The organism is Pseudomonas ovata (genome assembly GCF_003131185.1).
Taxonomy (GTDB): Bacteria; Pseudomonadota; Gammaproteobacteria; order Pseudomonadales; family Pseudomonadaceae; genus Aquipseudomonas; species Aquipseudomonas ovata.
The window spans coordinates 264662-288190 of the sequence record NZ_QFFU01000001.1 but is presented as its reverse complement, the minus strand read 5'-3'; the positions used below and the strand labels follow the sequence as shown (position 1 = coordinate 288190).

The following is a 23529-nucleotide window of genomic DNA, read 5'->3' as shown; positions in this document are numbered from 1 at the left end:
CAAATTTACGACTGCTAACGCAGCCGGTCGCGGGCAAGCGCGCTCCTACCACGGCAGCGCGGCGGATTATCGGTTACCGCCCAGGCGCACCTGAACGCCGCCTTCGAAACACCTGGTGCGCTACCTGCAAATGATCTTCAACAAGGTGACCGTCAGCTGAATCGGCCTTGTAGGAGCGACCAACGGTCGCGAAAAGGCCGGCACCTCCAGCGCCTGACCGTCAGCATTCGCGACCGTTAGTCGCTCCTGCCTGCCATTCAGTGACATGTCAGGGCTTGCGGCCGATCACCACGGCGCGCATCGGGGCCGGCAGGCCTTCGACGGTGCGGCTGTGGTCATCGGGGTCGAGGAAGTCGCCCAGCGACTGATAGCGCATCCAGTCGGTGCTGCGCTGCTCCTGGACGCTGGTGATGCTGACGTCTACGCAACGCACGTCGACGAAGCCTGCCCGGCGCATCCACAGTTCCAGCGCCGCCACCGAGGGCAGGAACCAGACGTTGCGCATCTGCGCGTAGCGGTCTTCCGGCACCAGCACCTGCTGGACATCGCCCGGTACCACCAGGGTTTCCAGTACCAGTTCGCCACCCTTGAGCAGGCAGTCCTTCAGGGCCAGCAAATGGTCGATGGGCGATTTGCGGTGGTAGAGCACGCCCATGGAAAACACGGTGTCGAAGCCTTCCAGCCCCGCCGGCAGATCTTCCAGGGCAAAGGGCAAGTGCCAGGCCGGCAGATCCGGCAGGTAGCGCTGCATGGCCTGAAACTGGCAGAAGAACAGCCAGTTGGGGTCGATGCCGATCACGCTGTCAGCCCCGGCACCCAGCATGCGCCATTGGTAATAGCCATTGCCGCAGCCAACATCCAGCACGCGCTTGCCGGCCAGGTTCAGGTGGGGCGCCACGCGCGACCACTTCCAGTCCGAGCGCCATTCGGTGTCGATGTGCACACCGAACACATCGAACGGTCCCTTGCGCCATGGCGACAGCCCCATCAAGGCGCTGTGCACCTGGGCGCGGGTCTGTTCATCGCAGTCCACGTCCAGGGTAAAGCCGTCGCGCAGGTCGACATGGCTGGGCATCAGCGCCGGCAGCGCCTGCAAGGCTGCACTCCAGCGCTCAAGGTCGCCATGCCCCTTGGCCATCTTGGTGTCGAGCTGGACTTGCAGGCTGTCGGCCCATGTGGCCAGGGGAGTGTTCGCCAGGCGGCGAACCAGTGGAGCGAGATCGATCATGGCAGGGCTATCAACGAGGCAAAGTTAATGCATTGGAACCACAGCACCACGCGTGAAAAACCGGCTTCGCGCAGGCGCTGGCGGTGTTCTTCGAGGCTGTCGGGTTTCATGACGTTTTCGATGGCACTGCGCTTCTGGGCAATTTCCAGTTCGCTGTAGCCGTTGGCGCGCTTGAAGTCCAGGTGCAGCTCGGTCAACAGCGCCTGCTCGTCGGGGTCGTTGAAACGCAGCTTTTCCGACAGGATCAGCGCGCCACCGGGCACCAGGGTCTGGCGGATGCGGCTCAGCAGCGCCAGGCGCTGCTCGGGGGCGATGAACTGCAAGGTGAAGTTGAGCGCTACCACTGAGGCCGGCTGCCAAGGCAACTGAAGAATATCGGCTTCGATGACCTCGACCGGCAGCAGCTCCTGGAACATCGAATTCTGGGCATTCAGGTACTCGCGGCAACGCCCGACCATCGCCGAAGAGTTGTCCACGGCAATCACCCGGCAGCCATCCTGGCGTACATGACGGCGCAAGGCCTGGGTCACGGCCCCCAGCGAACAGCCCAGGTCGTAGAGCACGCTGTCGGGGCGGGCGAAATGCGCGGCGATCACGCCAAGGTTTTCAACGATGGCCGGATAGCCGGGCACCGAGCGTTTGATCATGTCCGGGAAGACCCGCACCACGTCTTCGTTGAAGGCGAAGTCGGGCACCTGGGGCAGGGGCTGGGAAAAGAGGCGATCGGGTGGCTGGTTCACGGCGATTCCGGCGCAAGGTGTGCAAAGGCCGGCATTCTAGCCAAGTTGCGGGCCGGATGCATGGGCCTGTGCCATCAGGCTGACCAGTCGCCTGCCTGGGCTCTGTACGAAAAGTCGGTGAGCGAAGGTCAGGCAAGGCAAAAAGCGGCGAGTAAGCGCAGTTGACACGTGTCAATCAGCATTGCGAATCGATTTTTAACGCCGCATGGCCGAGCGCAGCCACTTTACGTACAGAGCCTATATCACCCTGACCAGGCATTCGAAGGTGCCCTGGGGCGCCGCTTCAGGCTCCCAGGGTTGCTTGTACTCAAGCCGCAGGCGCGCGGTGCCGGCCTCTGTCGCCTTGTAGCGCCACACCGACTGACCGCCGCTGCCGACCACCACCTCTGCACCCTTGTCGGCGTTGTACACCTCCGGCCCCAGGCTGCGCAGGATACCGGCTGCCGGTTCGCGCACCTGCCAGCGAAAGCCGGTGCTGGGGTTGCTGGGCAACGACAGGATCAGCGTCTGCCCGCGGGTCAGCGCCAGCGGGCAGTCGCCTTGATCGTCCAGCGAGACGATGGCGTCCGGGGTGTGTGCACACGCGGTCAACAAGACAAGGCTGATGGGCGCGAGCAGTCGGGCTGAGGTCATGGCAAGGTCCGTTTTGGGCAAGACAAGGCGGCAGGATAACCGATCTTGCCCGCACGGATCAGAACAACACTTTGGCTACATCACTGAAGCGCTTGGCGAAGTGCACGGTCAGGCCCTCCTTGAGGTATTCCGGCAGTTCCTCGAAATTGCCCCGGTTCGGTTCCGGCAGGATCAGTTCGTTGATTTTCTGCCGGCGCGCGGCAATGACCTTTTCCCGTACCCCGCCAATGGGCAGGACATGCCCGGTCAGGGTCAGTTCGCCGGTCATGGCCACGCCCTTTTTCGGCGCCTGGTTACGCGCCAGCGACAACAGGGCGCTGGCCATGGTGATGCCGGCGCTCGGGCCGTCCTTGGGCGTGGCGCCTTCAGGCACATGCAGGTGCACGAAGGCCTCATCGAAGAAACTGGCATCGCCGCCAAACTTCGACAGGTTGGAGCTGACATAGCTGTAGGCGATTTCAGCTGATTCCTTCATGACCTCACCCAACTGGCCGGTGAGCTTGAAGCCGCGGTTCTGGGTATGGATACGCGTGGCCTCGATCGGCAGGGTCGCACCGCCCATGCTGGTCCAGGCCAGGCCGGTGATGACACCGGTGCCAGACAGCACCTGCTCGCTGCGAAACACCGGCATGCCGAGCAAGGCCTCCAGGTCCTTGGGACCGATCTTGATGACCGCGTCCGGCGTCTCCAGCAACTTGACCACCGATTTGCGCACCACCTTGCCCAGTTGCTTTTCCAGTTGCCGTACGCCGGACTCACGGGCATACCCTTCGATCACCGCGCGCAGGGCGGCATCGCTGATCGAAAGGCTGCTCTTGGCCACGCCGGCCTTCTGCAGCTGCTTGGGCCACAGGTGACGCTTGGCGATGGCCAGTTTTTCTTCGGTGATGTAGCCGGCCAGGCGGATCACTTCCATCCGGTCGATCAACGGGCCCGGGATCGAGTCCAGGGTGTTGGCCGTGCAGATGAACAACACCTTGGACAGGTCCAGGCGCAGGTCCAGGTAGTGGTCGAGAAATTCGACGTTCTGTTCCGGGTCCAGGGTTTCCAGCAGCGCCGAGGCCGGGTCGCCCTGGTAGCTCTGGCCCATCTTGTCGATCTCGTCGAGCATGATCACCGGGTTCATCACCTCGACGTCCTTGAGCGCCTGCACCAGCTTGCCTGGCTGGGCGCCGATGTAGGTGCGGCGGTGACCCTTGATCTCGGCTTCATCGCGCATGCCACCGACACTGAAGCGATAGAACGGCCGGCCCAGCGATTCGGCGATGGAGCGGCCGATGCTGGTCTTGCCCACGCCCGGCGGGCCGACCAGCAGCACGATGGAACCGGCGATCTCGCCCTTGTAGGCGCCGATGGCGAGGAATTCGAGGATGCGCGACTTGATGTCGTCAAGCCCGGCGTGATGCTGGTCGAGCACCTTGCGGGCATGCTTGAGGTCAAGCTTGTCGGCGCCAGTGACGCCCCACGGGATCGAGCTGGCCCAGTCCAGGTAATTGCGGGTCACGGCGTACTCGGGTGAGCCGGTTTCCAGGATCTTGAGCTTGTTCAGTTCTTCATCGATTTTCTTTTGTGCCTGGGCGGGCAGGGTCTTGCCTTCCAGGCGCTGCTCGAACTGCTCGATGTCGGCGCTGCGATCATCCTTGCTCAGGCCCAGCTCCTGCTGAATGACCTTGAGCTGTTCCTTGAGAAAGAACTGGCGCTGGTGCTCGCCGATCTTGCGGTTGACCTCGGCCGAAATCTCTTTCTGCAAGCGCGCGACTTCAACTTCCTTGCGCAGCATGGGCAGGACTTTTTCCATGCGTCGCAGGATCGGCACGCAATCGAGCACGCCTTGCAGGTCCACGCCGCTGGCCGAGGTCAGTGCGGCGGCAAAGTCGGTCAGGGGGGAGGGGTCGTTGGGGCTGAAGCGGTTGAGGTAGTTTTTCAGCTCTTCGGTGTACAGCGGGTTGAGCGGCAGCAGCTCCTTGATCGCATTGATCAGGGCCATGCCGTAGGCCTTGACCTCGTCGGTCGGGTCATTGGAGGTCTGCGGATACTCGACTTCGACCATGTAAGGCGGGCGGTGATGCTTGAGCCAGGTCTTGATCCGCACCCGCGACAAGCCTTGGGCCACGAACTGCAAGCGCCCGTTTTCACGGCTGGCGTGGTGGACTTTTACCAGCGTGCCATACTCCGGCAGGGCCTTGGTATTGAAGTGGCGCGGGTCTTCCTGCGGGGTGTCCATGAAAAACAGCGCCAGCGAATGATGGTCCGACTTGCTGACCAGCTCCAGGGTCTCGGCCCAGGGCTCTTCATTGACGATGACCGGCAGCACTTGCGCCGGAAAAAACGGGCGATTGTGAATCGGGATGATGTAGACCTTGTCCGGCAGGTTCTGTCCGGGCAGTGTCAGCGAGGTGCCTGAGCCGAGGTTGACTTCGTATTCGGTGGCGTCGTCGTGTGAATCGTTCGGCTGGTCGCTCATGGTGCACCTGGGAGATTGAACATGCAGCTTAGATGGGGCAAGCGCGCTCAGGTTTCAATGGCCGCAGTCGATAGCGTGTCATAGGGATGAAACAGGCCGGCTGCGCCGCACAGGCAAATGCCATTCGTCGGTCAGGATCAAATGATGGCAAAATGCCTTATCTGACGCATTCCCTTGCCCAGGTTGCAGCGTTAACCTGCAGGCCAGACACATCGTGCCAGGGTTGGCTTAACTTTCCGGCATTGGCCGTTGTGGATACGTTCAGTATGACCAACGTTTTTTCTCGTGCGCTCCTGGCGGGGCTGTACGCTTTGTTTACGGCAAGCGCAGGTGCTGCGAGCCTGAATGCCCAACTGTTCGATCAACAGGGCCAGCCACTGGCCAATGCCGTGCTGACCCTCAAGGGCGGCGGGGCAGTGCCGGCCGGCACGCTCAAGGCCGACATGGACCAGCGCAACCAGGAATTCGTGCCACGGGTACTGGCCGTGCGCACCGGCACGCAGGTGTCTTTCCCCAACAGCGATGACATTCGCCATCAGGTCTATTCCTTTTCGCAGCCCAAGCGTTTCGAGTTGCGGCTTTATGAAAAGACGCCGTCGGAGCCGGTGCAGTTCGACAAGCCGGGCCTGGTGGTGCTGGGGTGCAACATCCATGACTGGATGGTGGGCTATATCTATGTCACCGACGACCCCTGGTTCGGCGTGACCGACGCCAACGGTCAGCTCAAGCTCGATCAACTGCCGCCCGGGCGCTACACCGCCACCCTCTGGTCCCCGCAAAGCGAAGACATGCAACCGGTCGCCGGTGGCGATCTCGAGATTGCGGCCGGCGGCCTGAGCAAGCGTTTCGACCTGGCCGTCGAGGCCAGGCCTGAAGACCCGCCCTCACGCCCGGCCCCGAGTGCCTTTGGCGATGCCTTTCACAAGGCTGCTCATTGATGAAACTTCGACTGAGCTTTCAGTCCCGGATTGCCGGCGTGCTGATCGCCTTGCTGGTGGTGGTGATCAGTGCTGTGTTTATTGCGGTCAAGTTCGCTACCAGCGACGCGGTGCGCAGCCAGGCCCAGGCCCAGCTTGAGGTCGGCAGCCGGGTGTTCGAACGCCTGATCGACCTGCGCGGCCGGCGGCTGCGTGATGCGGTGCAATTGTTGTCAGCCGACTTCGGCTTTCGCGATGCGGTGGCCAGTGCCGAAGCTTCGACCATCCGCTCGGTGCTGCTCAACCATGGCGGGCGTATCAATGCCAGCGACATGTTTCTGCTGGGCATGGATGGCAAGGTGATCGCCAGCACCGAGCCCGAAGTGCCCGAAGGCTCGCGTTTCATCTACGATCAGGCGCTGCGCAACGCCAAGCGCAATAACCAGTCAATGCTGATCGTGCCCGGTGGCGGGATTCCGCACCTGCTGGTCGAAAGCACGGTGCTGGCACCCCTGCCGCTGGCACGGGTGGTGATGGGCTTCACCATCGACAGTGACATCGCCGAAGAGCTGCACGCGCTCAGCGGCCTGGAAGTGTCGTTCCTGACCATCGAGAACGGCCGCCCCGGCAAGCTCATCAGCACCCAGCCCGAGGCCATGCATGCCGGGTTGGTGGCCTTGATGCAGGACTCTGCCGGCGGCCAGATGAACATGACCGAACATGCCGACCTCAAGTTTCTCAGCCAGACCCTGACGTTGGCCAATGCCGGCGAAGGGCAGGTACTGGCGCTGTTGCAAAGCCCGCTGGACAAAGCGCTGCAAGCCTTCGTACCGCTCGACCAGAAGATTTTCTGGATCTCGCTGGCCGCCTTGCTGGCTTCGCTGATCGGCACCCTGGCCCTGGCACGCAGCGTGTCGCTGCCGGTGCGGGCGCTGGCGCTGGCGGCCAAGCGTATTGGCGATGGTGATTACCAGACCCCGGTGAGCATGGCGCGCAAGGATGAACTGGGCATGCTGGCCGATGCGATCAACAGCATGCAGCACGGCATTGCCGTACGTGAGGAGCAACTGGCGCACAATGCCTTGCACGACACGGTCACCGGCCTGCCCAACCGGGCACTGGTCATGGAGCGCCTGGGCAGCTCGATCGCTGCGCAGCGGCCAGTGGCGCTGATGTACCTGGGCATCGACAACTTCAGGTCCATCCACGACAGCGTGGGTGTCGAAGCGGTGGACCTGCTGCTGCGCGAGTTGGGCCAGCGCCTGCAGTCGGGTCTGAATGCCGGTGACACCGTGGCACGCCTGACCGCCAACGAATTTCTGCTGTTGCTGGACCACACCGGCAGCGACAGTGCCGTGGGTCGTGGCGATCAATTGCAGCGGCTGCTCAGCGAGCCGCAACATGTCGAGGGTCATGACATTACCCTGGAAAGCTGCATCGGCATTGCCGTCTATCCCGACCACGGTGATGCTGCGCAAGAGCTGCTCAACCGTGCGCAGATTGCGCGCAAGGACGCGGCTGATCAGCCGGGACGCCTGCACATCTATCAAGACGGCCGCGACCTGGCCCACCAGCGCCAGATCAGCCTGATCCGCGACTTGCGCAAGGCGCCAGGCAACGGCGAACTGCACCTGCATTACCAGCCCAAGCTGGACATTCGCCAAGGGCATGTGCGCCAGGCCGAAGCCTTGCTGCGCTGGAACCATCCGCAATTTGGCAACGTCTCGCCGGCTGAATTCATTGTCCTGGCCGAGCGCACCGGCAGCATCCAGTTGCTGACCACCTGGGTGATCGGTGAAGCGGTGCGCCAGTTGGCTGAGTGGCGCCAGCGCAGCCTGCTGGTGCAAGTGTCGGTCAACGTCTCGGCCGATGACCTGCTCGGCGGCGACCTGGTCGGGCACGTCACCCGGATGCTGCGCCTGCATCAGGTGCCGGCCGAGCAATTGATTTTCGAAATCACCGAAAGCGCAATCATGAGCGAGCCTGCGCGCGCGCTGGTGGTGCTCAACCGGCTGCGCGAATGCGGCATCAGCCTGTCGGTGGACGATTTCGGCACCGGGTATTCCTCACTGGCGCACCTCAAGCGCTTGCCGGTGCAGGAGTTGAAGATCGACCAGTCATTCGTGCGCAACCTGGATGAAACCAGCGAGGACGCGGTGATTGTCCGTTCGACCATCGAGATGAGCCACAACCTGGGACTCAAGGTGGTCGCCGAAGGCGTCGAGTACGAACACAGCCTGCGACTGCTCGAACGCTGGCACTGCGATACGGCTCAAGGCTACCTCATCAGCCGCCCGCTCGCCGCGGCCGCGTTCGAGGCCTGGATGACCCGCAGTCCTACCTCCACCGGCCAGATGGTTCATTGATATGCGCTACCCGATTGCCTGTTTTTCAAGTTGTCTGCTGGGTTGCCTGCTCGGGACCGTCGCGCCTCAGGTCGTGGCCGATAATGGTCGTCTGGTCGCCACGGGCGGGGCCGGCAGCATCGAGGGCAGTGCCGGCGGCGGGATCATCCCGTGGGCGGTCATCAGTGGCTATGGCGAGGAGGGCGAGTGGGGCGCGACGGCCTCGGCCACCCACGTCACCTTGCCCGACTACACCCTTGATGTCGCCGGGGTGACGGTGTCGTATGGCAACCGCGTCGAGTTTTCCTACGCGCACCAGCGCCTTGACCTCGGCACCTTGCAGCGCGACCTGAGCCTGCCCGAAGACAACCTGACCCAGGACATCTTCGGCGTGAAGGTGCGATTGTTCGGCGACCTGATCTTCGACGACCTGCCGCAGGTTTCGCTGGGGGTGCAATACAAGCACCAGAACGATTTTCTGATTCCCGGCCTTGTCGGCGCCAAACGTGATGCCGATGTCGAAGGCTACCTGACGGCCAGCCGCTTGTTCATGGGCGCGGCGTTTGGCTACAACCTGCTGCTCAACGGCGGGGTGCGTTACAGCCGGGCCAACGAAACCGGCCTGCTGGGCTTCGGTGGCGACCGCCGTGACCGTCGCAGCCTGCTCAAGGAGGGCTCGGTGGCCGTGCTGCTCAATCCGAACTGGGCGGTGGGCGTGGAGTACCGTGAAAAGCCCGACAACCTGTCATTTGCCGGTGAAAGCGACTGGGCGGATGTGTTTGTCGGCTGGTTCCCCAACAAGCATTTCTCCGTGGTCGCGGCCTACGCGCGCCTGGGCGATATCGCGACGCTGAAAGACCAGAACGGCGTCTATCTGTCTCTGCAGGGAGGCTTCTGATGAAGCGTCTGCTCGGGTGCCTGATGTTCCTGCTGCTGGTCGGGTGCGCCCAGCCCCACAAGCCCGCCAGTGACGACAGCCTGTACCAGGACCTGGGCCAGCGCGCCGGGATCCAGCGCATTGTCGAAGGCATGCTGCTCAATGCCGCGCAGGACGAACGCATCGTCGATCGCTTTCGGCGGGTGCATATCGAGTTGCTGCGTGACCGGTTGGTGGAATATTTCTGCGTCGAGGCCGGTGGGCCGTGCACCTATGGCGGTGACAGCCTGCCTGAGTCGCACAAGGGCCAGAACCTGACGCGCAGCGACTTCAATGCACTGGTGGAAAGCCTGATCAAGTCGATGGACACCCAGCACGTTCCGGTGCCGGTGCAGAACCGCCTGATCAGCCGCCTGGCGGTGCTGCGTGGCGAGGTAATCGGCAAGTAACTGCACCATGATCAACGTGGTCAATCACAAACCCCCGACAGGTAGGGGCGCGCTTGCCCGCGACCGGCTGCGTTAGCAGTCGTAAAATCTGCGAAACGCCACAGATTTACGGCTGTGAACACTTTCAAAATCTGCGAAACGCCACAATTTTACGACTGCTAACGCAGCCGGTCGCGGTGGTCCGGCATTCCGGCAAGCGCGCTCCTACAAGGGGCGTACGGTATCGGGTGTCTGGTCGTGTGACCGGACGCACAGCCGCCAACTGGCCGGCCACGGGCCGCGCGCGTATGATCAAGCCTTCATTTCAAGCTGGACCCGGCCGCCATGAGCGCAACAGAGTTTTCCAGCGACATCGGGGCTGTCAACCGCATTGATGCGGTGCCGATCATCCTGCGCATGGTGAAGCAGATGACCGGCATGCGCTTCGCCGCCGTCGCCCGGGTCACCGACCGTCACTGGGTCGCCTGCGCTGTCGACGACGCACTCGATTTCGGTCTCAAGCCCGGCGGGCAACTGGTGGTCGATTCCACCATCTGCCACGAAATACGCCAGCACCGTCAGCCGGTGGTGTTCGGCCACGCCAGCCAGCATCCTGTCTACTCCAGGCACCCCACGCCACATGGCTACAAGCTGGAGAGCTACATCTCGATCCCCATCATCCAGGCCGACGGGCATTTCTTTGGCACACTGTGCGCCATCGACCCGGCCCCGGCCGAGATCGAGGACCCCGGTTTGCTCGACACCCTGAACCTGTTCGCTCAACTGATCGCCACCAACCTGGACCTGCAGCGCAGTCTTGATCTCAAGACCCACGCCCTGTCGGATGCCGAAGAGGCCGGGCGTTTACGCGAGCAGTTCATTGCCGTGCTTGGCCATGACCTGCGCACGCCCTTGAGTGCCATCCGCATGAGCGCCGACCTGCTGCAGACCCAGGTGGTCGGGCAGCGTCAGCAGCGGCTGGTGCATGCCATTGGCCAGAGTTCACAGCGCATGAGCGCGCTGATCGAAGATGTGCTGGATTTCGCCCGTGGGCGCCTGGGCGATGGCATCACCGTGCGACGTGTCTGGGTCGAGGACCTGCAGGGCTATCTCAGGACCGTGGTCGACGAGGTGCTGGCCTCGCATCCGGGCTGCCGCATCAATGTCGACCTGCAATTGGGGACGGGCATTTATTGCGACCCCGCTCGCATGGGGCAGTTGCTGTCCAACCTGTTGGGCAATGCGGTGACCCACGGCGCACAGCAAGCGCCTGTCGAACTGGTCGTGCGGATCGAGGAGGGGGACGTCATGCTGGCGGTCGCCAACCAGGGCGAACCGATTCCGGAGTCTCTGCTGCCCTTGCTGTTCCAGCCGTTTACCCGGTGCGAGGCCGGTGCTCGTGGTGAAGGGCTGGGGTTGGGGCTGTATATCGCAGCGCAAATCATGCAGGGCCATGAAGGGACACTGAGTGTCAGCTCCGATGCCCGGCATGGCACCTGCTTTGTAGCGCGCTTTCCGGTCAGGCAGACCCCGGCAGCGATCATGTGAACCCGCACAAGGTGGCCGACCGGCCACCTTGTGCCCAAGGTCATTTGGGCAGCTTGTAGGCCACCACGTAATCCCCTTGTTTTGTACCCAGCGACCCATGCCCCCCGGCCATGACCAGCACGTACTGCTGGCCGTCCTTGCCGGTGTAGGTCATGGGCGTGGTCTGTGCACCGGCCGGCAGGCGGCCTTCCCACAGCTGCTTGCCGTTACGCAGGTCGTAGGCGCGCAGGTACTGGTCCAGCGTCCCGCTCAGAAAACCCAGGCCGCTGGCCGTGGTGATGGTGCCACCCAGGCTGGGCACGCCCATGGTCAGCGGGATTGGCACCGGCGAGCTGTCGCGCACCGTGCCGTTCTTGTGCTTCCACAGGGTCTTGTGGGTGGTCAGGTCCACGGCGGCCACGTAACCCCAGGCCGGTGCCTGGCAAGGCAGGCCCATGGGCGACAGCAAGGCTTCGAGGATCACCCCGTACGGCGCGCCCTTGTTGGGCTGCACGCCCTCTGTTTCGCTCTTGCGACCAGGACCGGCCTCGACTTCGGCGGCCGGCACCAGCTTGGACCGGAACGCCATGTAGCTGGGGTTGACGAAGGCGATCTGGCGCACCGGATCGACCGAAATACCGCCCCAGTCGAACACGCCGAAGTTGCCAGGGTACACCAGCGTGCCTTGCAGCGACGGCGGGGTGAACGGACCCTCGTAGCGCAAAGACTTGAAGTCGATGCGGCACAGCAACTGATCGAACGGCGTCACACCCCACATGTCGCGCTCGCGCAGCGGCGGCGGCATGAAGTTCAGCTCCGACTTGGGCTGGGTCGGTGAGGTGCGATCACCTTCGACCGCGCCTTGCGGCACCGGCACTTCATGGATCGGCACGATGGGCTGACCGTTGCGGCGGTCCAGCACGTAGATGCTGCCCTGCTTGGTCGAGGCCAGCACCGCAGGCTTGAGACCGTCAGCGGTCTTCATGTCCATCAGCGTCGGCTGGCCACCGACGTCCATGTCCCAGAGGTCATGGTGGGTGAACTGGTAATGCCAGCGTACCTTGCCGCTGGCGATGTCCAGCGCGACCAGGCCGGCGCTGTATTTCTCGGAGTCCTCGGTGCGGTTGCCGCCCCACTGGTCCGGCATCTGGTTGCCCATCGGCAGATACAGCAGGCCGAGGTTCTCGTCGACGCTGAACATCGACCACATGTTCGGCGAGTTGCGGGTGTAGGTCTGGCCGGGCGCAATAGGCTCGGTCTGTTCCGGGTTGCCGCTGTCCCAGTTCCACACCAGGCGTCCGGTGCGCACGTCATAGGCCCGGATGACGCCGGAAGGCTCGTCGACCGAGACGTTGTCGGTGACATGCCCGCCGATCACCACCAGGTCCCTGGTCACGGCCGGCGGCGAGGTGGAGTAGTAACCGCCCGGTGCGAAGCTGCCGATGTGGGTGGTCAGGTCCACGGCGCCCTGATTGCCGAAGCCTTCGCAGACCTTGCCGGTGTCGGCGTTGAGCGCGATCAGGCGGGTGTCGGCGGTGGGCAGAAAGATCCGTCGCGGGCAGGCATTGGCACTGGCGCTTGTGGTATCTGTGGTGTCCGGTGTCGCCGGGCTGGTGCTGTAGGCGGCTTCATCATGGTAGGCCACGCCACGGCAGGTCATGTGCGCCCAGCCCTTGAAGTCCTTGGCACTCTGGGTGCTGATCTTCGGGTCGTAGCGCCAGATTTCCTTGCCGCTGTCCGGGTCCAGGGCAATCACCTGGCTGTGCGGGGTGCAGACATAAAGCATGCCGTTGACCTTCAGCGGCGTGTTTTCCGCTGTGGTCTCGCCGGGATCGCCCGGGCCCGGAATATCGCCGGTGCGGAAGGTCCAGGCCGGTTCGAGCTTGTGCACGTTTTCTGGCGTGATCTGCGTCAGGGGCGAATAACGGTCGCCATAGGCGGTGCGGCCATAGGACTGCCAGTCACCGTCGGGCATGGCCGGGGCGGTGTTGGTGGTGCCGGCGGTCTCGCGGTCGAGCTGGCCTTCGATGCGCCCCGGATGGGTGAACTGGCTGGCAATCGCCGCAAGGCCCGCCAGTGCCACGGCGATGCCCAGGCCACCGGTGTGCAGGCGCGCCGGTCCGTTGACCAGCAGCGGGCGTCGCACCCAAGGCAGCAGCATGACCAGGCCCAGGGCAAACCACAGGGCCAGGCGTGGCACCAGTTGCCACCAGTCCAGGCCCACCTCCCATAACGACCAGACCGTGCTGGCAAACAGGATCAAGGCATACAGACCCAGCGCTGCGCGATGGCCCTTGAACAGCAGGATCGCGGTCACCACCAGGCCCAGGCCGGTCAGAATGTAATAGGTCGAGCCGCCCAGTTGCAGCAGCCGGACCCCGTAGGCCAGCAGGAACAGCCCCATCAGCAGGACAACCACCCCGAGCAGCCTCGGCAGCAGGCGGTGGCTGCGAACAGCACCTTCAGTGCTCATATTGCGAATCTCCGTGAAGGTTAAGTGAACGACGCCGTCTTCATCATTGTTGAACCGTCTGGCGTCATGCCCTTGAACGCTAGCTGCCCAAGCGCGTGACTGACTGCCATTGGTCAGGCAGTCCGCCCGGTGCGAGCGTCCAGAGGGCGTGCCGGCGCCACTCTTGGCCCGCAGGCCGGCGCGTGCACACTGTGCAGACGTCGCCAGTAACAAAACGTTTCGGCGGGGCGGAAAAAACAGGATGGATGGCCGATTCAGATGCCTTAGGGGCCGGCTTTGCGTTCTACACTCAGGACCGCTACGGCCGGATGTGCGTCTGGCACAGGGCAATACGGGCTTCACGCCGCGCACCGGCTCAGCTAAGGTGCGCTCCTTTTGCGGCCGTCTTTCCAGGGCTGCCCCACGCCAAGGTGAGACATGACGACACCCTCCAACGACCCGCTGCACGGCGTCACGCTGCAAGGCATCCTCGAAGCGCTGGTGGCGCACTATGAATGGTCGGGCCTGGCCGAGCGCATCGATATCCGCTGCTTCAAGAGCGACCCCAGCATCAAGTCGAGCCTGACCTTCCTGCGCAAGACCCCCTGGGCCCGTGAAAAGGTCGAAGCCTTGTACATCAAGCTGCAGCGCAGCAAGCGCCCGGCCTAGGCCGGATTTCGGGTCATGAACCTTACGCTTTCGTCGCCGCCTCCTGTGGCGCGTCGCCTGATAGTGCTTGCGGCCTGCCTGGGCTGGTTTGGCCTGGCCGTGCAGCAGTACCTGATCTTTTATGGCCGCTGGGCCGATCACGCCAGCCTGCTGGGCGGACTGGTGCGGTTCTTCAGCTTCTTTACGGTCTGGACCAATACGCTGGTGGCCGTGGCCTTGACGTGCGCCCTGAGTCGGCGTGACGGGCCGGGCTGGCGCTTCTTTCGTCATCCGGTGGTGTGCAGCGGCATTGCCGTCAGCATCGCGCTGGTGGGCATCGCCTATAACCTGCTGCTGCGGCATTTATGGCAGCCGCAGGGCTGGCAGTGGATTGCCGACGAACTGTTGCACGACATCATGCCGCTGGCGTTCGTGATCTATTGGGGGCTGTGCGTGCCCAGGGCGAAGCTGGACCTGCGCCATGTGCTCTTGTGGATGCTGTACCCCATCGGCTACTTCGGCTATGTGTTGTGGCGCGGCCATGTCGTCGGCGACTACCTGTACCCCTTCATCGATGTCGGCACGATCGGTTTCATGCCAGCGTTGATCAATGCCGGTGGGGTACTGGCCGGTTTTGTGCTGATCGCGCTGCTGGTGCTGGCGGCAGACCGGCTGTTGAAGCACGCCTGAACAGCCCGGCGATCACGCGATCCTGCTCAATGCGCTTCGGCTTCTGACTCATCCAGGCGCCAGTAGCCGGCGGCCTTGACGAATTCGTCGTCCAGCCCCAGTTCGTCAAGCAGCACGCGCCGTGCCTTGCGCGACAGTGCAGCTTCTGTAGCCACCCAGGCGTAGAGCTTGCCGGTGGGCACCTGCACGTTGCGGATGGCATCGAGCAGGTCCTGCTCACCGCGCACCACCCAACTGACCTCTACCTGCGCCTGGCTGGCCAGCGGTTGTTGTTCCTGCAGGCTGGCGACCTCGATCAGCACCCGTGCGCTGCGACCGGCCGGCAGTTCTTCCAGGCGCCGGGCAATGGCCGGGATGGCGGTTTCGTCGCCGATCAGCAGATAGCTGTCGAACATGTCCGGCACCACCAGCGAGCCCCGGGGGCCGGCAATGTACAGCCACTGTCCCGGCTCGACCTGGGCCGCCCAACTGGCCGCCGGGCCATCGCCGTGCAGCACAAAGTCGATGTCCAGTTCGTTGCTGTGCGCATCGAAGCGCCGCGGGGTGTAGTCGCGCATGGCCGGACGCGGGCCTTCGCTGTCGCGGCCCAGTCCCGGATTGTCCAGCGCGGCCTGTTCTTCAGCCGTGCGCGGGAACAGCAGCTTGACGTGATCGTCGGTGCCCAGGCTGATAAAACCGGCCAGGTCTTCGCCGTGCAGGGTGACGCGGCGCATCAGCGGGGTCAGGTCGGTCACTCGCAGCACTTCAAGCTTGCGGCGTTTGATTTCATGCATGACGCGATGGATCGATTGCGGTGAATTCATCAAGGTTTCTCCGAGAGGGAAAAGGAGCCGTCGACAATGGCTTTGGCGGTGTCATTGAGCAGGTTGCGCACCCGCAGGATTTCCTCGGGGGTCCAGCGGCCGTGATGCATGTGCATGGCATGGCGCAGGTTATGCACCGCCTCGTGGATTTCCGGGGGCCGGTCATGGCCGCGCAGCGAGCGCTTGCTGACTTCGATGCGCATGCGCACTCCGTCAATGGCCACCGCCTGTTCGGCCAGCCAGGTGCGGCCGGTGTCGGTCAGGGCATAGCGCTTCTTGCCGGCGGCGGCATCGCCCTGGATCAGCTCGCTTTCTTCGAGAAAGGTCAGGGTCGGGTAGATCACACCAGGGCTTGGGGTGTAGGCGCCGTCGAACATGCTTTCGATCTGGCGGATCAGGTCATAGCCGTGGCAGGGCTGCCCGGCGATCAGGTCCAGCAACAGCAGTTTCAGATCGCCCGGCGCAAACACCCGGGGGCCGCGCCCGCCGCGTTCACGGCCACCGCGTTTGTCGGCAAAAGGTTCGGAAGTGGGACATTCATCGCCCATCAGGAGCTTCTCTTGGTTACGTTTAGATATACCTTAAGATATATCTTTACGTATTCGCAAGCGTTTTGTTGCAAGCTGTTCTCGTTTGAGAATAACGCCTTGATTCGTTTGCAGATTTAAATGGTCGCCGGCGAGCCGCACATGGCCTGCCCATTATTCTCCAGGTACGGCGTCAGGATCGGTGCCATGCCCTTGAGCACTTGCACGGGCAAGGCGGAGGTAAAGCGGTAGCCTTCGGCGGCACGCCCGGGGACGTAGGCGGTGAGGGTGCCGAAGTGATGGTCGCCCAGATAGAACACGAAGGTGGCCGTGCGGTTGATGGCTCGTGACTGCAGGATGCGTCCGCCGGTGCCGACGCTCTGGATGCGGTTATCGCCTGTACCGGTCTTGCCGCCCATGGCCAGGACACTGCCGTCCTCCAGCTTGAAGGTGCCTTGCACGCGTTTGGCGGTGCCGCCATCGACCACTTCCGACAAGGCCTCGCGCATGGCGCTTGCCACTTCCGAGGGCAGCACGCGCTTGCCCAGGTCGGGGTTGATGATCAGGCGGGTCTCATACGGTGTATCGGCGGCAAAGTGCAGGTTGTCGATGCGCACCGTGGGCAGGCGGATGCCGTCGTTCTGGATGATCCCGATCAGTTCGGCCAGCGCCGCCGGGCGGTCGCCGGAGCTGCCGATGGCCGTGGCCAGCGATGGCACCAGATGGTCGAACGGATACCCCAGGCGTTGCCAGCGCTGTTCGATGTCCAGGAACGCCTCGACTTCCATCATGCTGCGGATACGGCTGTCGCGGGCGCCCTTGTGCCGGCTCTTGAACAGCCAGCTGTAGACTTCCTGGCGCTCGTGGACACTGGCCGCCACCGCGTCCTTGAACTGCGCCTGTGGGTTGTTCAGCAAAAAGCCGATCAGCCACAGGTCCAGCGGGTGGACCCGGGCAATGTAGCCCTGGTCCGGCAGGTCGTAGGCACCGGGGCCGTAGTTCTTGTACAGCTCGGCCAGGCGCTTGCTCGTGACCTTGGCCGCTTCGCCATCGGCCAGGTGGTTGCGCACAAAGGTATTGAACGTGGCCTGGTCGGCATTGGGCATCAGGTAGCGATGCACCGCCGCCAGGCGTGAGGCGGTGGGGCGCATGCCGTCCAGGAAGGTCTCCAGGCGCGCCTGGGAAGGCTTGTCCTTGTAGCGTTTCCAGAATCGCAGCAGGAACACCCGGCCCTCACGGTCGGCAAACTCGCTCAGGTATTGCTGGCGGCGCGGGTCGCTGTCGTCCTTGAGCAGTTCGGCACTGTTGCCAGGCGCCTGGTAGGTGCTGTAGCGCACCACATCGCGCATCAGGCGAATGAATGGCAGGTTGATCGACTCGCGCAGCGATTCACGCAGGGTCGGCAGCCGACCGTTGTCCTGGCTGCGAAAGTTGTTGAAGCGGTGCAGGCCGCCACCGGTGAAGAAACTTTCGCCGGGGCTGGCCGAGTAACGCCGGTCCAGGGCGGCGGCGAGCATGGCCGACAGGTTGCGATCCTGATGCTGGAGCAGGTAATCGACCGCCCAGCGGGTCAGCCGGTCGGGCTCTTCGACCGGCACCTTGCGCAGTTCGCTGGCACTCATGTCGCCATAGCGCTGGTGCAGTTCGGCAATCATTTCCAGGTAGGTGGTCAGCACCCGCAGCTTGGCGGTGGAGCCCAGTTCCAGTTTGCTGCCTTCGTTGATGTCGAAGGGCTGGTCGGTACTGTCGGTCTGTACCCGCACGCGAAAGCCGTCCGGGGTGCCTTCGAACAGCGTGAAGCTGTAGCGCACCTGGGCGGTGCTGGCCGGGCTCAGCAGGCGGTCGCCGATCAGCCCGATACTGGCCGCGAAGGCCGGATCCGCCAGGTCGTGCAGGTAGCGGGTGACCTTGTCCTGCAGTTCGCCCTGCAACGTGGTGCTGGCCGACAGATCAAGACGGTCCAGGTCATAGAACGGACGATCAAGCATGTTCGACAACCGGCTGCGGGCCACACTGATGCCCTTGTTGCCTTCGATAGGCTGCCAGGTGGGTTGCTGCTCCCAGTCGCGGTAGGTCAGTTGCCGGGCCAGGGCGGCATCGGCCAGTGGCTGTTCAAGAATGCCGGCACCGGCCAGCACGCGGATATGGCTGTCGATCAGGTCGGCCAGTTCGGCACGGCCCTTGGCCAGGTAGTGCGAGGGCCGGCGCTGAGCGATCACCAGCGCCAGCACTTCTCGCAGGGCCAGGGCTTTTTCGTCGAGGGCCTGGGGCGTGTCGGCGCTGCCCGACAGCACCTGGTTGGTGCGAGCGAAGTCGGCGCCGAACCAGACCCGCAAGCCTTCGGCCAGGCCGTGCACTTCGCCGTGGCCGGGCACCGCCGACAGCGGCACGCTGTTGAGGTAGTCACGCACCACCCGCTGGCGCGCCGGCAGTGTCTGCTCGCCGTTCTGGTAGACCCGCACACTGGCGGAAAACATCTGCCGCAGTTTCTCGGCGCCAGTCTGGGTCAGGCCGTCGGGCGAATGCCGGTACTTTTCCAGTTGCGTGGCCAAGGTACTGCCGCCCGCCGACTGGCCGGGCAAGGACAAACGCTTGGCCACCTGCGACCAGGCCGCCTTGACAAAGCGTGGCCAGTCCACGGCCGGGTTGGCCAGCGGTTGTTCGGGGTCGAGCAGGTTGCGGTTCTCGATGAACAACAGGCTTTGCACCACCAACGGGGGAATGCCGGCAAAGTCGGCATAGAACTGTTGCGGGTAGCTGAACTGGTAGAGCGGCGCGGCGCGGCAGTCCGTGATGGTCAGCCCGGTCTGGATCTTTTCCTGGTAGGGCACGAAAAAACCCATGCGGCCGTAGCGCATCAACCCGGGCGAAAAACGTGTCTGTTCCTTGATCAGGTAGTCGCGCTTGAGCAACCGCTGGGTAAAGGTTTCAAGGGCCGAATACCCCAGGCGTTTGTCGAACGGGCCTTCGCCTGGATAAATGAGCCGGTCGCTGGGCCCTGGTTGCAGTGTCCAGGTCAGGTCGGCCGCCAGGCGCGAAATCTCTTGCGCCTGCAGGCGCGAACTGCGGGCCTCCATGGCGATGGCCACACCCAGTCCCACGCCGCCCATGACCACCAGCACCCAGAACACCCGCCAGCCATAGTGCTTGCCTGGCGGCGGTTGTCGAGGAGGTTGCTGATGATCGGCAAGCGCCACCGCTTGCCCGGTTTCTGAATGCCGTAATACGCCCATAGTCGATTGGCCCCGGTCATCCTGTTGAACCCACTTCAGACAAGCGTAGACCCTGACCGGGGAGGGCAGTGGAAATTGTCAGGCAATCTGCCGCTACGCCAGTTGATGCAGGTTGTAGACCAGCCCTGCCACGGCAATCAGCAGCAACGCCACGCCCGAGCAGCGGCTTATCCAGCGGCTGCCCGCGCGCCTGGCCAGCAGGCCGGCGAACAGGATCCAGATGCCCAGCACCCACAGATCAATGACCACCCACATCAGCGACAACACCGCCAGGCTGGTCTGCAGGGATGAAGTGATGTGCAGAAACTGCGGGAAAAACGCCACGAAGAACACGATGTCCTTGGGGTTGCACACCCCGACCATGAAGCCGCGCCGCCAGCCGCCACGGCCTGTGCCCCGAGCGGGCGCGACGGATGCATGCTCGAGCAACAGCACCCACGCCATCCAGGCAATGTACAGGCAGCCGAGCAGGCTGAGTGCCGTCAGCAGGCGCGGATCCAGAGTGACACTGCCGACGATCAGCCAGGCCGCCACGCCGATCAGCACCAGCGAGCCGGCATTACTGCCCAGTGCGGTGGCTGCGGCCTGGCGGTTGCCGGCGCGGCTGGCGGTATTGACCACCAGCGCCACCACCGGCCCGGGCGTGGCGATCAGCAGCAATACGGTGATGGCATAGGTCAGGGTCAGGGCGGTATTCAAGGCGCAGCGTCCGTGATCAAGGTCGGTGGGGGCGCTGATTCTTGCCTTGGGCCGGTGCATTGTAAAACGGGTTAAGTTCTGCCCTACTATGAGCTTTACTCATCATTGGCAGGCTCATGACTGAACGGATCCCTGCGCTGTATTCATTGCGCGCCTTTGAAGTGGCAGCCCGGCACAGCTCATTCAGCAAGGCGGCGCAGGAGTTGTCGGTGACGCAAAGTGCGGTCAGCCATCACATCAAGAACCTTGAATCGCTGTTTGATTGCGCGCTGTTCGAGCGTCATGGCCCGCGCTTGAGCCTGACCGTGCCGGGTCGGCACCTGGCCGCCGAGCTCAAGACCGGCTTCAAGATCATCGAAAACGCCTGCGCCTTGCTCAAGACCGATCGCCACAGCCTGCGCCTGAAAGCACCCTCGACCCTGACCATGCGCTGGCTGCTCAAGGCCCTCGACCGTTTTCGCCAGATCGATCCTCATTGCCATGTGCAGCTTTCCAGTGTGTGGATGGACATCGACAGCGTCGATCTTTATACCGAGCCCTATGACTGCGCCATCCTGCTGGGCCCCGGTCATTTCGGGTCAGACCTCGACAGCTGCAAGCTCTTCGATGAATTGCTGATCCCGGTCTGCCACCCGCAGTACCTGTCCGACGCCCCGGACCTGTCTGCCCTCAATGACGTCGAGCTGCTGCACCCCAGTGCCGACCGGCGTGACTGGCGCCGCTGGCTGGCAGGCGTACGCGGCCGTCATGAAGTCAACCTGGAGCGTGGCCAGTTGTTCGATACCCTTGACCAAGGCATTGGCGCCGCTCTGCAAGGTCTGGGTGTGTCGGTGGCCGACCGGCTGCTGGTGAGTGCCGAGTTGCGCAACGGTCAATTGCGCCTGCCGTTCAAGCAGGCCGTGGCCACGGGCGATGGGTATTATCTGGTCTGGCTCAAGAGCAGCCTGAAGACAAGGCAGATAGGCACGTTACGTGATTATCTGCTGGGGGCGGTGCCGGCAGTCGAGTAGGGAGAAACGATGAAATCAGGCCAGGTTCGTTAAAGCCTGGCCTGTGGTTGTCCTCACTATTGCGAAGCCGGCCTCAACGTCGTGGACTCGACCACCCCCTTGCCGGCGCCCAGTCGTTTGTTGAGTTCCAGCCCGTTGGCCATCAGCATCATCAGCCCGAGACCGGCGAGGGCCGTGGAGACCTGCATCGGCCAGGTGTCGCCGGCCAGGGCGTTGGCGGCGTCGGCCAGCGGGGCCAGCAGCACGCCCAGGCAGAAGATTTCCAGCGAGTAGCGGCCCATCAGGCACGCCTGGCGGGCTGGCCAGTTGTCCAGCCAGCGGGCGTGAACGGGCAGCAGCCTGGCGGTGACGTACACCAGCGCCACAAAGTGCAGCAGGCGCACCGGTGCCAGGTCGGTCTTGCTGATCGGGTAGAGCGGTTCCAGATGCAGGCTGGCCACCAGCGCAGCGTGCAGGGACGGCCATTTTTCGCTGAAGGTCAGGATGCCGGCGATCAAGACATAGACGGCCGCCAGGGCGAACAGTGGCTGCTGGCTCAAGGGCCGGGTATCGGCCACCCGCGGGCGCTCGTTGTACAGGGCGCAGGCGCCGCCCAAAATGAACACCAGCTGCCAGGCCACCGGATTGAAGTACCAGACGCCGCCCCCTTCGTACGCGCGCAGGTTCCAGCCGTACAGCGGCACCATCATGTACAGCGCGATCGACAGGGCCACGGCCAGCTCGACCTTGCGCAGCATCAACGGCAGGATCAGCGGCAGGGCCAGCAGCAACAGGATGTACAGCGGCAGCGGATCGGTGAGGTTGGGCTTGAAGCGCAACAGCAGCTCATCGGCCAGGGCCTGCTGCGGATTGCCGACAAAATGCTCCAGGCCCATCTGCTGGATCATGTCGCGGGTCTCGACGTAGTTGTTGGCGACAAACACGATGCCCATCAGCAGGGTCAGCAGGAAAATGTGCACCACGTACAGCACCCAGGTGCGCCTGAGGATGCGCACGCTGGCGACCAGCCAGCCGTCACGACGAGAGATGCGACCATAGGCCAGGATCGAGGCGTAGCCGGCCAGGAAGACGAAGATTTCCGCCGCGTCGCTGAAGCCGAAGTTGCGCACGGTCGATTGCGCCAGGGGGTTGTCCGGCACGTGATCCCAGAAAATGAAGATCAGCGCCAGGCCTCGAAAGAAGTCGATTCGATAATCGCGGCCGTTAGTCATAACGGTGGGCTCTTGAAGTAAGTCGGTGAAATAAAGACCGGCGCGTGATGGCCTTGGTTGCCTACCGTCAGTCAGTGTCGCTGCGGCGCGGCAGGGTGGCCGGATTCTACGGCAAATGCAAAAAATGCCCTATTACAGAATGTCTCTGCGCAGGCGTCTGGCCCGGCCTCCAGGCCCTGTGCAAGCGATCGATCCCGCTCAGTTCTCCCTGACCCAGGGTTTGATCTGGCGAATGCGCTCGACCATGCTGTAGACATCCTCGCGCCCCTGCGGGCTGGTCCAGCGCAGGTGCTGGATCAGCTCACGCTCCTTGGGGTTCAGGGCGGCGAAACCGGGCTCGTCGGCCTTGCGCGTGAAGCCCTCTGACGGCTCGGCCGGGGTGCTGGCCGCAATGACCTCCCGCAGCGCGCTTTGCAGCATGGCCACGTAGCCCACCAGCATCGACGGGTTGCACAGCACATCGGTCTTGTTCACGTAGCTGTCGAGCAGGCGCAGCGAGTCGCGCGCCTCGATCAGACGGGCATAGGCGTGCTGGGGAAGGTCATAGTGGCTAGGGGTGTCGGGCATGAACAATCCTGATGATGAAGGTGATGTTGCGCGCCGCGACCCGATACCCCCGGGTGAGCGCAGCCAGATGGCTGGCCGCTATCTGATAGCAGGCGAAACCTTAGCGGCAAGTGTCGGCTCGATCAAGCCGCGTCATGACAGGTGAAGGCAGATTGATAATAGGCTGGAATAACTGATATGTTACTGTATAACATGTCAAATCATCTTCTATCCGGAGCCATCATGAGACCCGACATTCACCCCGCCTACCGCACCGTGCTGTTTCACGACACGGCCGCCGACGTGTTCTTCCTGATCGGCTCGACGGTCGATACGACGCGTACACACGCACACAGCGACGGCCAGACTTATCCGTATGTGGCGCTCGATGTGTCCAGCGCCTCGCACCCGATCTACACCGGCCAGCAGCGCAAGACCACCACCGAAGGTCGCATTGCGGGCTTCAACAAGCGTTTTGCCGGTTTTGGTTCGGCCGTGCTCAAGGATACCCCAGTGGCGCAGTAATCACCGCGCCTCGCTCGTGCGGTCAT

General features: G+C 63.4%; 21 protein-coding genes. 10 read left to right on the top strand and 11 right to left on the bottom strand.

Going from position 1 to position 23529, the window contains the following annotated elements; genetic code table 11:
• Positions 1-268: 268 nt before the first annotated feature.
• From cmoB to lon, 4 genes are all read right to left on the bottom strand, one after another.
• Positions 269-1228 (bottom strand): tRNA 5-methoxyuridine(34)/uridine 5-oxyacetic acid(34) synthase CmoB, encoded by a 960-nt coding sequence (gene cmoB / locus DGA31_RS01300; protein ID WP_109511290.1) that lies wholly within the window; start codon positions 1226-1228, stop codon positions 269-271.
• The gene (cmoA, locus tag DGA31_RS01295; RefSeq protein ID WP_109511289.1) at positions 1225-1968 is read right to left on the bottom strand and encodes a carboxy-S-adenosyl-L-methionine synthase CmoA; all 744 of its coding nucleotides are present in this window, start codon (positions 1966-1968) and stop codon (positions 1225-1227) included. The genes cmoB and cmoA overlap by 4 nt, the downstream gene beginning before the upstream one ends.
• Before the next feature lie 237 nt (positions 1969-2205).
• Positions 2206-2601, bottom strand: coding sequence for a protease inhibitor I42 family protein (locus DGA31_RS01290; protein ID WP_056834602.1), 396 nt, complete (start codon positions 2599-2601; stop codon positions 2206-2208).
• A 58-nt stretch (positions 2602-2659) separates the two neighbouring features.
• On the bottom strand, positions 2660-5065 hold the full coding sequence (gene lon, locus DGA31_RS01285; protein WP_056834603.1) for an endopeptidase La: 2406 nt from the start codon (positions 5063-5065) through the stop codon (positions 2660-2662).
• A gap of 266 nt (positions 5066-5331) precedes the next feature.
• Between lon and DGA31_RS01280 the strand changes: the two genes are divergently transcribed.
• The 5 genes from DGA31_RS01280 (at position 5332) to DGA31_RS01260 (ending at position 11180) form a co-directional block, all read left to right on the top strand.
• Positions 5332-6003: a methylamine utilization protein gene (locus DGA31_RS01280; protein WP_109511288.1), complete on the top strand. Its 672-nt coding sequence runs from the start codon at positions 5332-5334 to the stop codon at positions 6001-6003.
• Entirely contained in the window at positions 6003-8348 is a 2346-nt protein-coding gene (locus DGA31_RS01275; RefSeq protein WP_109511287.1) for a bifunctional diguanylate cyclase/phosphodiesterase, read from the top strand. The genes DGA31_RS01280 and DGA31_RS01275 overlap by 1 nt, the downstream gene beginning before the upstream one ends.
• A 1-nt stretch (position 8349) precedes the next feature.
• Positions 8350-9225: a DUF3034 family protein gene (locus DGA31_RS01270; protein ID WP_109511286.1), complete on the top strand. Its 876-nt coding sequence runs from the start codon at positions 8350-8352 to the stop codon at positions 9223-9225.
• Positions 9225-9653: a group I truncated hemoglobin gene (locus DGA31_RS01265; RefSeq protein ID WP_109511285.1), complete on the top strand. Its 429-nt coding sequence runs from the start codon at positions 9225-9227 to the stop codon at positions 9651-9653. The genes DGA31_RS01270 and DGA31_RS01265 overlap by 1 nt, the downstream gene beginning before the upstream one ends.
• 324 nt (positions 9654-9977) lie before the next feature.
• A complete protein-coding gene (locus tag DGA31_RS01260; protein ID WP_109511284.1) occupies positions 9978-11180 on the top strand; it encodes a GAF domain-containing sensor histidine kinase in 1203 nt (400 codons plus the stop codon).
• Positions 11181-11220: 40 nt separating this feature from the next.
• Here the strand turns inward: DGA31_RS01260 and DGA31_RS01255 are convergent, their stop codons facing one another.
• The gene (locus DGA31_RS01255) at positions 11221-13632 is read right to left on the bottom strand and encodes a glucose/quinate/shikimate family membrane-bound PQQ-dependent dehydrogenase (protein ID WP_109511283.1); all 2412 of its coding nucleotides are present in this window, start codon (positions 13630-13632) and stop codon (positions 11221-11223) included.
• Positions 13633-14049: 417 nt separating this feature from the next.
• Here DGA31_RS01255 and DGA31_RS01250 point away from each other — a divergent pair, with 417 nt between their 5' ends.
• Positions 14050-14280, top strand: coding sequence for a VF530 family protein (locus tag DGA31_RS01250; RefSeq protein WP_109511282.1), 231 nt, complete (start codon positions 14050-14052; stop codon positions 14278-14280).
• Between the two features lie 15 nt (positions 14281-14295).
• A complete protein-coding gene (locus DGA31_RS01245) occupies positions 14296-14949 on the top strand; it encodes a Pr6Pr family membrane protein (protein ID WP_056834618.1) in 654 nt (217 codons plus the stop codon).
• Positions 14950-14975: 26 nt separating this feature from the next.
• Here the strand turns inward: DGA31_RS01245 and DGA31_RS01240 are convergent, their stop codons facing one another.
• The 4 genes from DGA31_RS01240 to DGA31_RS01225 all read right to left on the bottom strand — a co-directional run bounded on the left by DGA31_RS01240 (position 14976) and on the right by DGA31_RS01225 (position 20211).
• Positions 14976-15752 (bottom strand): siderophore-interacting protein, encoded by a 777-nt coding sequence (locus DGA31_RS01240; RefSeq protein WP_109511281.1) that lies wholly within the window; start codon positions 15750-15752, stop codon positions 14976-14978.
• Positions 15752-16300: a PadR family transcriptional regulator gene (locus DGA31_RS01235; RefSeq protein ID WP_056834622.1), complete on the bottom strand. Its 549-nt coding sequence runs from the start codon at positions 16298-16300 to the stop codon at positions 15752-15754. Before DGA31_RS01235 ends, DGA31_RS01240 begins: the two co-directional genes overlap by 1 nt.
• 116 nt (positions 16301-16416) lie before the next feature.
• Entirely contained in the window at positions 16417-19512 is a 3096-nt protein-coding gene (locus DGA31_RS01230) for a transglycosylase domain-containing protein (RefSeq protein ID WP_109511280.1), read from the bottom strand.
• A 93-nt stretch (positions 19513-19605) separates the two neighbouring features.
• The gene (locus tag DGA31_RS01225; RefSeq protein WP_109511279.1) at positions 19606-20211 is read right to left on the bottom strand and encodes a LysE family translocator; all 606 of its coding nucleotides are present in this window, start codon (positions 20209-20211) and stop codon (positions 19606-19608) included.
• Positions 20212-20327: 116 nt separating this feature from the next.
• On the opposite strand from DGA31_RS01225, the gene DGA31_RS01220 reads away from it, so the two are divergent.
• Positions 20328-21221, top strand: a complete 894-nt coding sequence (locus DGA31_RS01220) for a LysR substrate-binding domain-containing protein (RefSeq protein ID WP_109511278.1) — start codon at positions 20328-20330, stop codon at positions 21219-21221.
• A gap of 56 nt (positions 21222-21277) precedes the next feature.
• On the opposite strand, the gene DGA31_RS01215 is transcribed toward DGA31_RS01220, so the two are convergent.
• Both DGA31_RS01215 and DGA31_RS30115 read right to left on the bottom strand, forming a co-directional pair.
• Entirely contained in the window at positions 21278-22432 is a 1155-nt protein-coding gene (locus DGA31_RS01215) for an OpgC domain-containing protein (RefSeq protein ID WP_056834630.1), read from the bottom strand.
• 198 nt (positions 22433-22630) lie between these two features.
• Positions 22631-22999: a hypothetical protein gene (locus tag DGA31_RS30115; protein WP_241509505.1), complete on the bottom strand. Its 369-nt coding sequence runs from the start codon at positions 22997-22999 to the stop codon at positions 22631-22633.
• Between DGA31_RS30115 and DGA31_RS29750 the strand changes: the two genes are divergently transcribed.
• Both DGA31_RS29750 and DGA31_RS01205 read left to right on the top strand, forming a co-directional pair.
• Positions 22998-23144: a hypothetical protein gene (locus DGA31_RS29750; protein WP_153811664.1), complete on the top strand. Its 147-nt coding sequence runs from the start codon at positions 22998-23000 to the stop codon at positions 23142-23144. The genes DGA31_RS30115 and DGA31_RS29750 overlap by 2 nt on opposite strands.
• Positions 23145-23221: 77 nt before the next feature.
• Positions 23222-23503 (top strand): type B 50S ribosomal protein L31, encoded by a 282-nt coding sequence (locus DGA31_RS01205; protein ID WP_056834634.1) that lies wholly within the window; start codon positions 23222-23224, stop codon positions 23501-23503.
• Positions 23504-23529: the final 26 nt, after the last annotated feature.

Bases quoted from the DNA above. Each gene is read 5' to 3' on its own strand.
- DGA31_RS01280 (WP_109511288.1), top strand. From the start codon at position 5,332: ATGACCAACGTTTTTTCTCGTGCGCTCCTGGCGGGGCTGTACGCTTTG.
- DGA31_RS01235 (WP_056834622.1), bottom strand. From the start codon at position 16,300: ATGGGCGATGAATGTCCCACTTCCGAACCTTTTGCCGACAAACGCGGT.
- DGA31_RS01245 (WP_056834618.1), top strand. From the start codon at position 14,296: ATGAACCTTACGCTTTCGTCGCCGCCTCCTGTGGCGCGTCGCCTGATA.
- DGA31_RS01260 (WP_109511284.1), top strand. From the start codon at position 9,978: ATGAGCGCAACAGAGTTTTCCAGCGACATCGGGGCTGTCAACCGCATT.
- DGA31_RS01275 (WP_109511287.1), top strand. From the start codon at position 6,003: ATGAAACTTCGACTGAGCTTTCAGTCCCGGATTGCCGGCGTGCTGATC.
- DGA31_RS29750 (WP_153811664.1), top strand. From the start codon at position 22,998: ATGAACAATCCTGATGATGAAGGTGATGTTGCGCGCCGCGACCCGATA.
- DGA31_RS01250 (WP_109511282.1), top strand. From the start codon at position 14,050: ATGACGACACCCTCCAACGACCCGCTGCACGGCGTCACGCTGCAAGGC.
- DGA31_RS01270 (WP_109511286.1), top strand. From the start codon at position 8,350: ATGCGCTACCCGATTGCCTGTTTTTCAAGTTGTCTGCTGGGTTGCCTG.
- DGA31_RS01290 (WP_056834602.1), bottom strand. From the start codon at position 2,601: ATGACCTCAGCCCGACTGCTCGCGCCCATCAGCCTTGTCTTGTTGACC.
- DGA31_RS01255 (WP_109511283.1), bottom strand. From the start codon at position 13,632: ATGAGCACTGAAGGTGCTGTTCGCAGCCACCGCCTGCTGCCGAGGCTG.
- DGA31_RS01230 (WP_109511280.1), bottom strand. From the start codon at position 19,512: ATGGGCGTATTACGGCATTCAGAAACCGGGCAAGCGGTGGCGCTTGCC.
- DGA31_RS01215 (WP_056834630.1), bottom strand. From the start codon at position 22,432: ATGACTAACGGCCGCGATTATCGAATCGACTTCTTTCGAGGCCTGGCG.
- DGA31_RS30115 (WP_241509505.1), bottom strand. From the start codon at position 22,999: ATGCCCGACACCCCTAGCCACTATGACCTTCCCCAGCACGCCTATGCC.
- DGA31_RS01265 (WP_109511285.1), top strand. From the start codon at position 9,225: ATGAAGCGTCTGCTCGGGTGCCTGATGTTCCTGCTGCTGGTCGGGTGC.
- DGA31_RS01220 (WP_109511278.1), top strand. From the start codon at position 20,328: ATGACTGAACGGATCCCTGCGCTGTATTCATTGCGCGCCTTTGAAGTG.
- DGA31_RS01205 (WP_056834634.1), top strand. From the start codon at position 23,222: ATGAGACCCGACATTCACCCCGCCTACCGCACCGTGCTGTTTCACGAC.
- lon (WP_056834603.1), bottom strand. From the start codon at position 5,065: ATGAGCGACCAGCCGAACGATTCACACGACGACGCCACCGAATACGAA.
- DGA31_RS01240 (WP_109511281.1), bottom strand. From the start codon at position 15,752: ATGAATTCACCGCAATCGATCCATCGCGTCATGCATGAAATCAAACGC.
- cmoB (WP_109511290.1), bottom strand. From the start codon at position 1,228: ATGATCGATCTCGCTCCACTGGTTCGCCGCCTGGCGAACACTCCCCTG.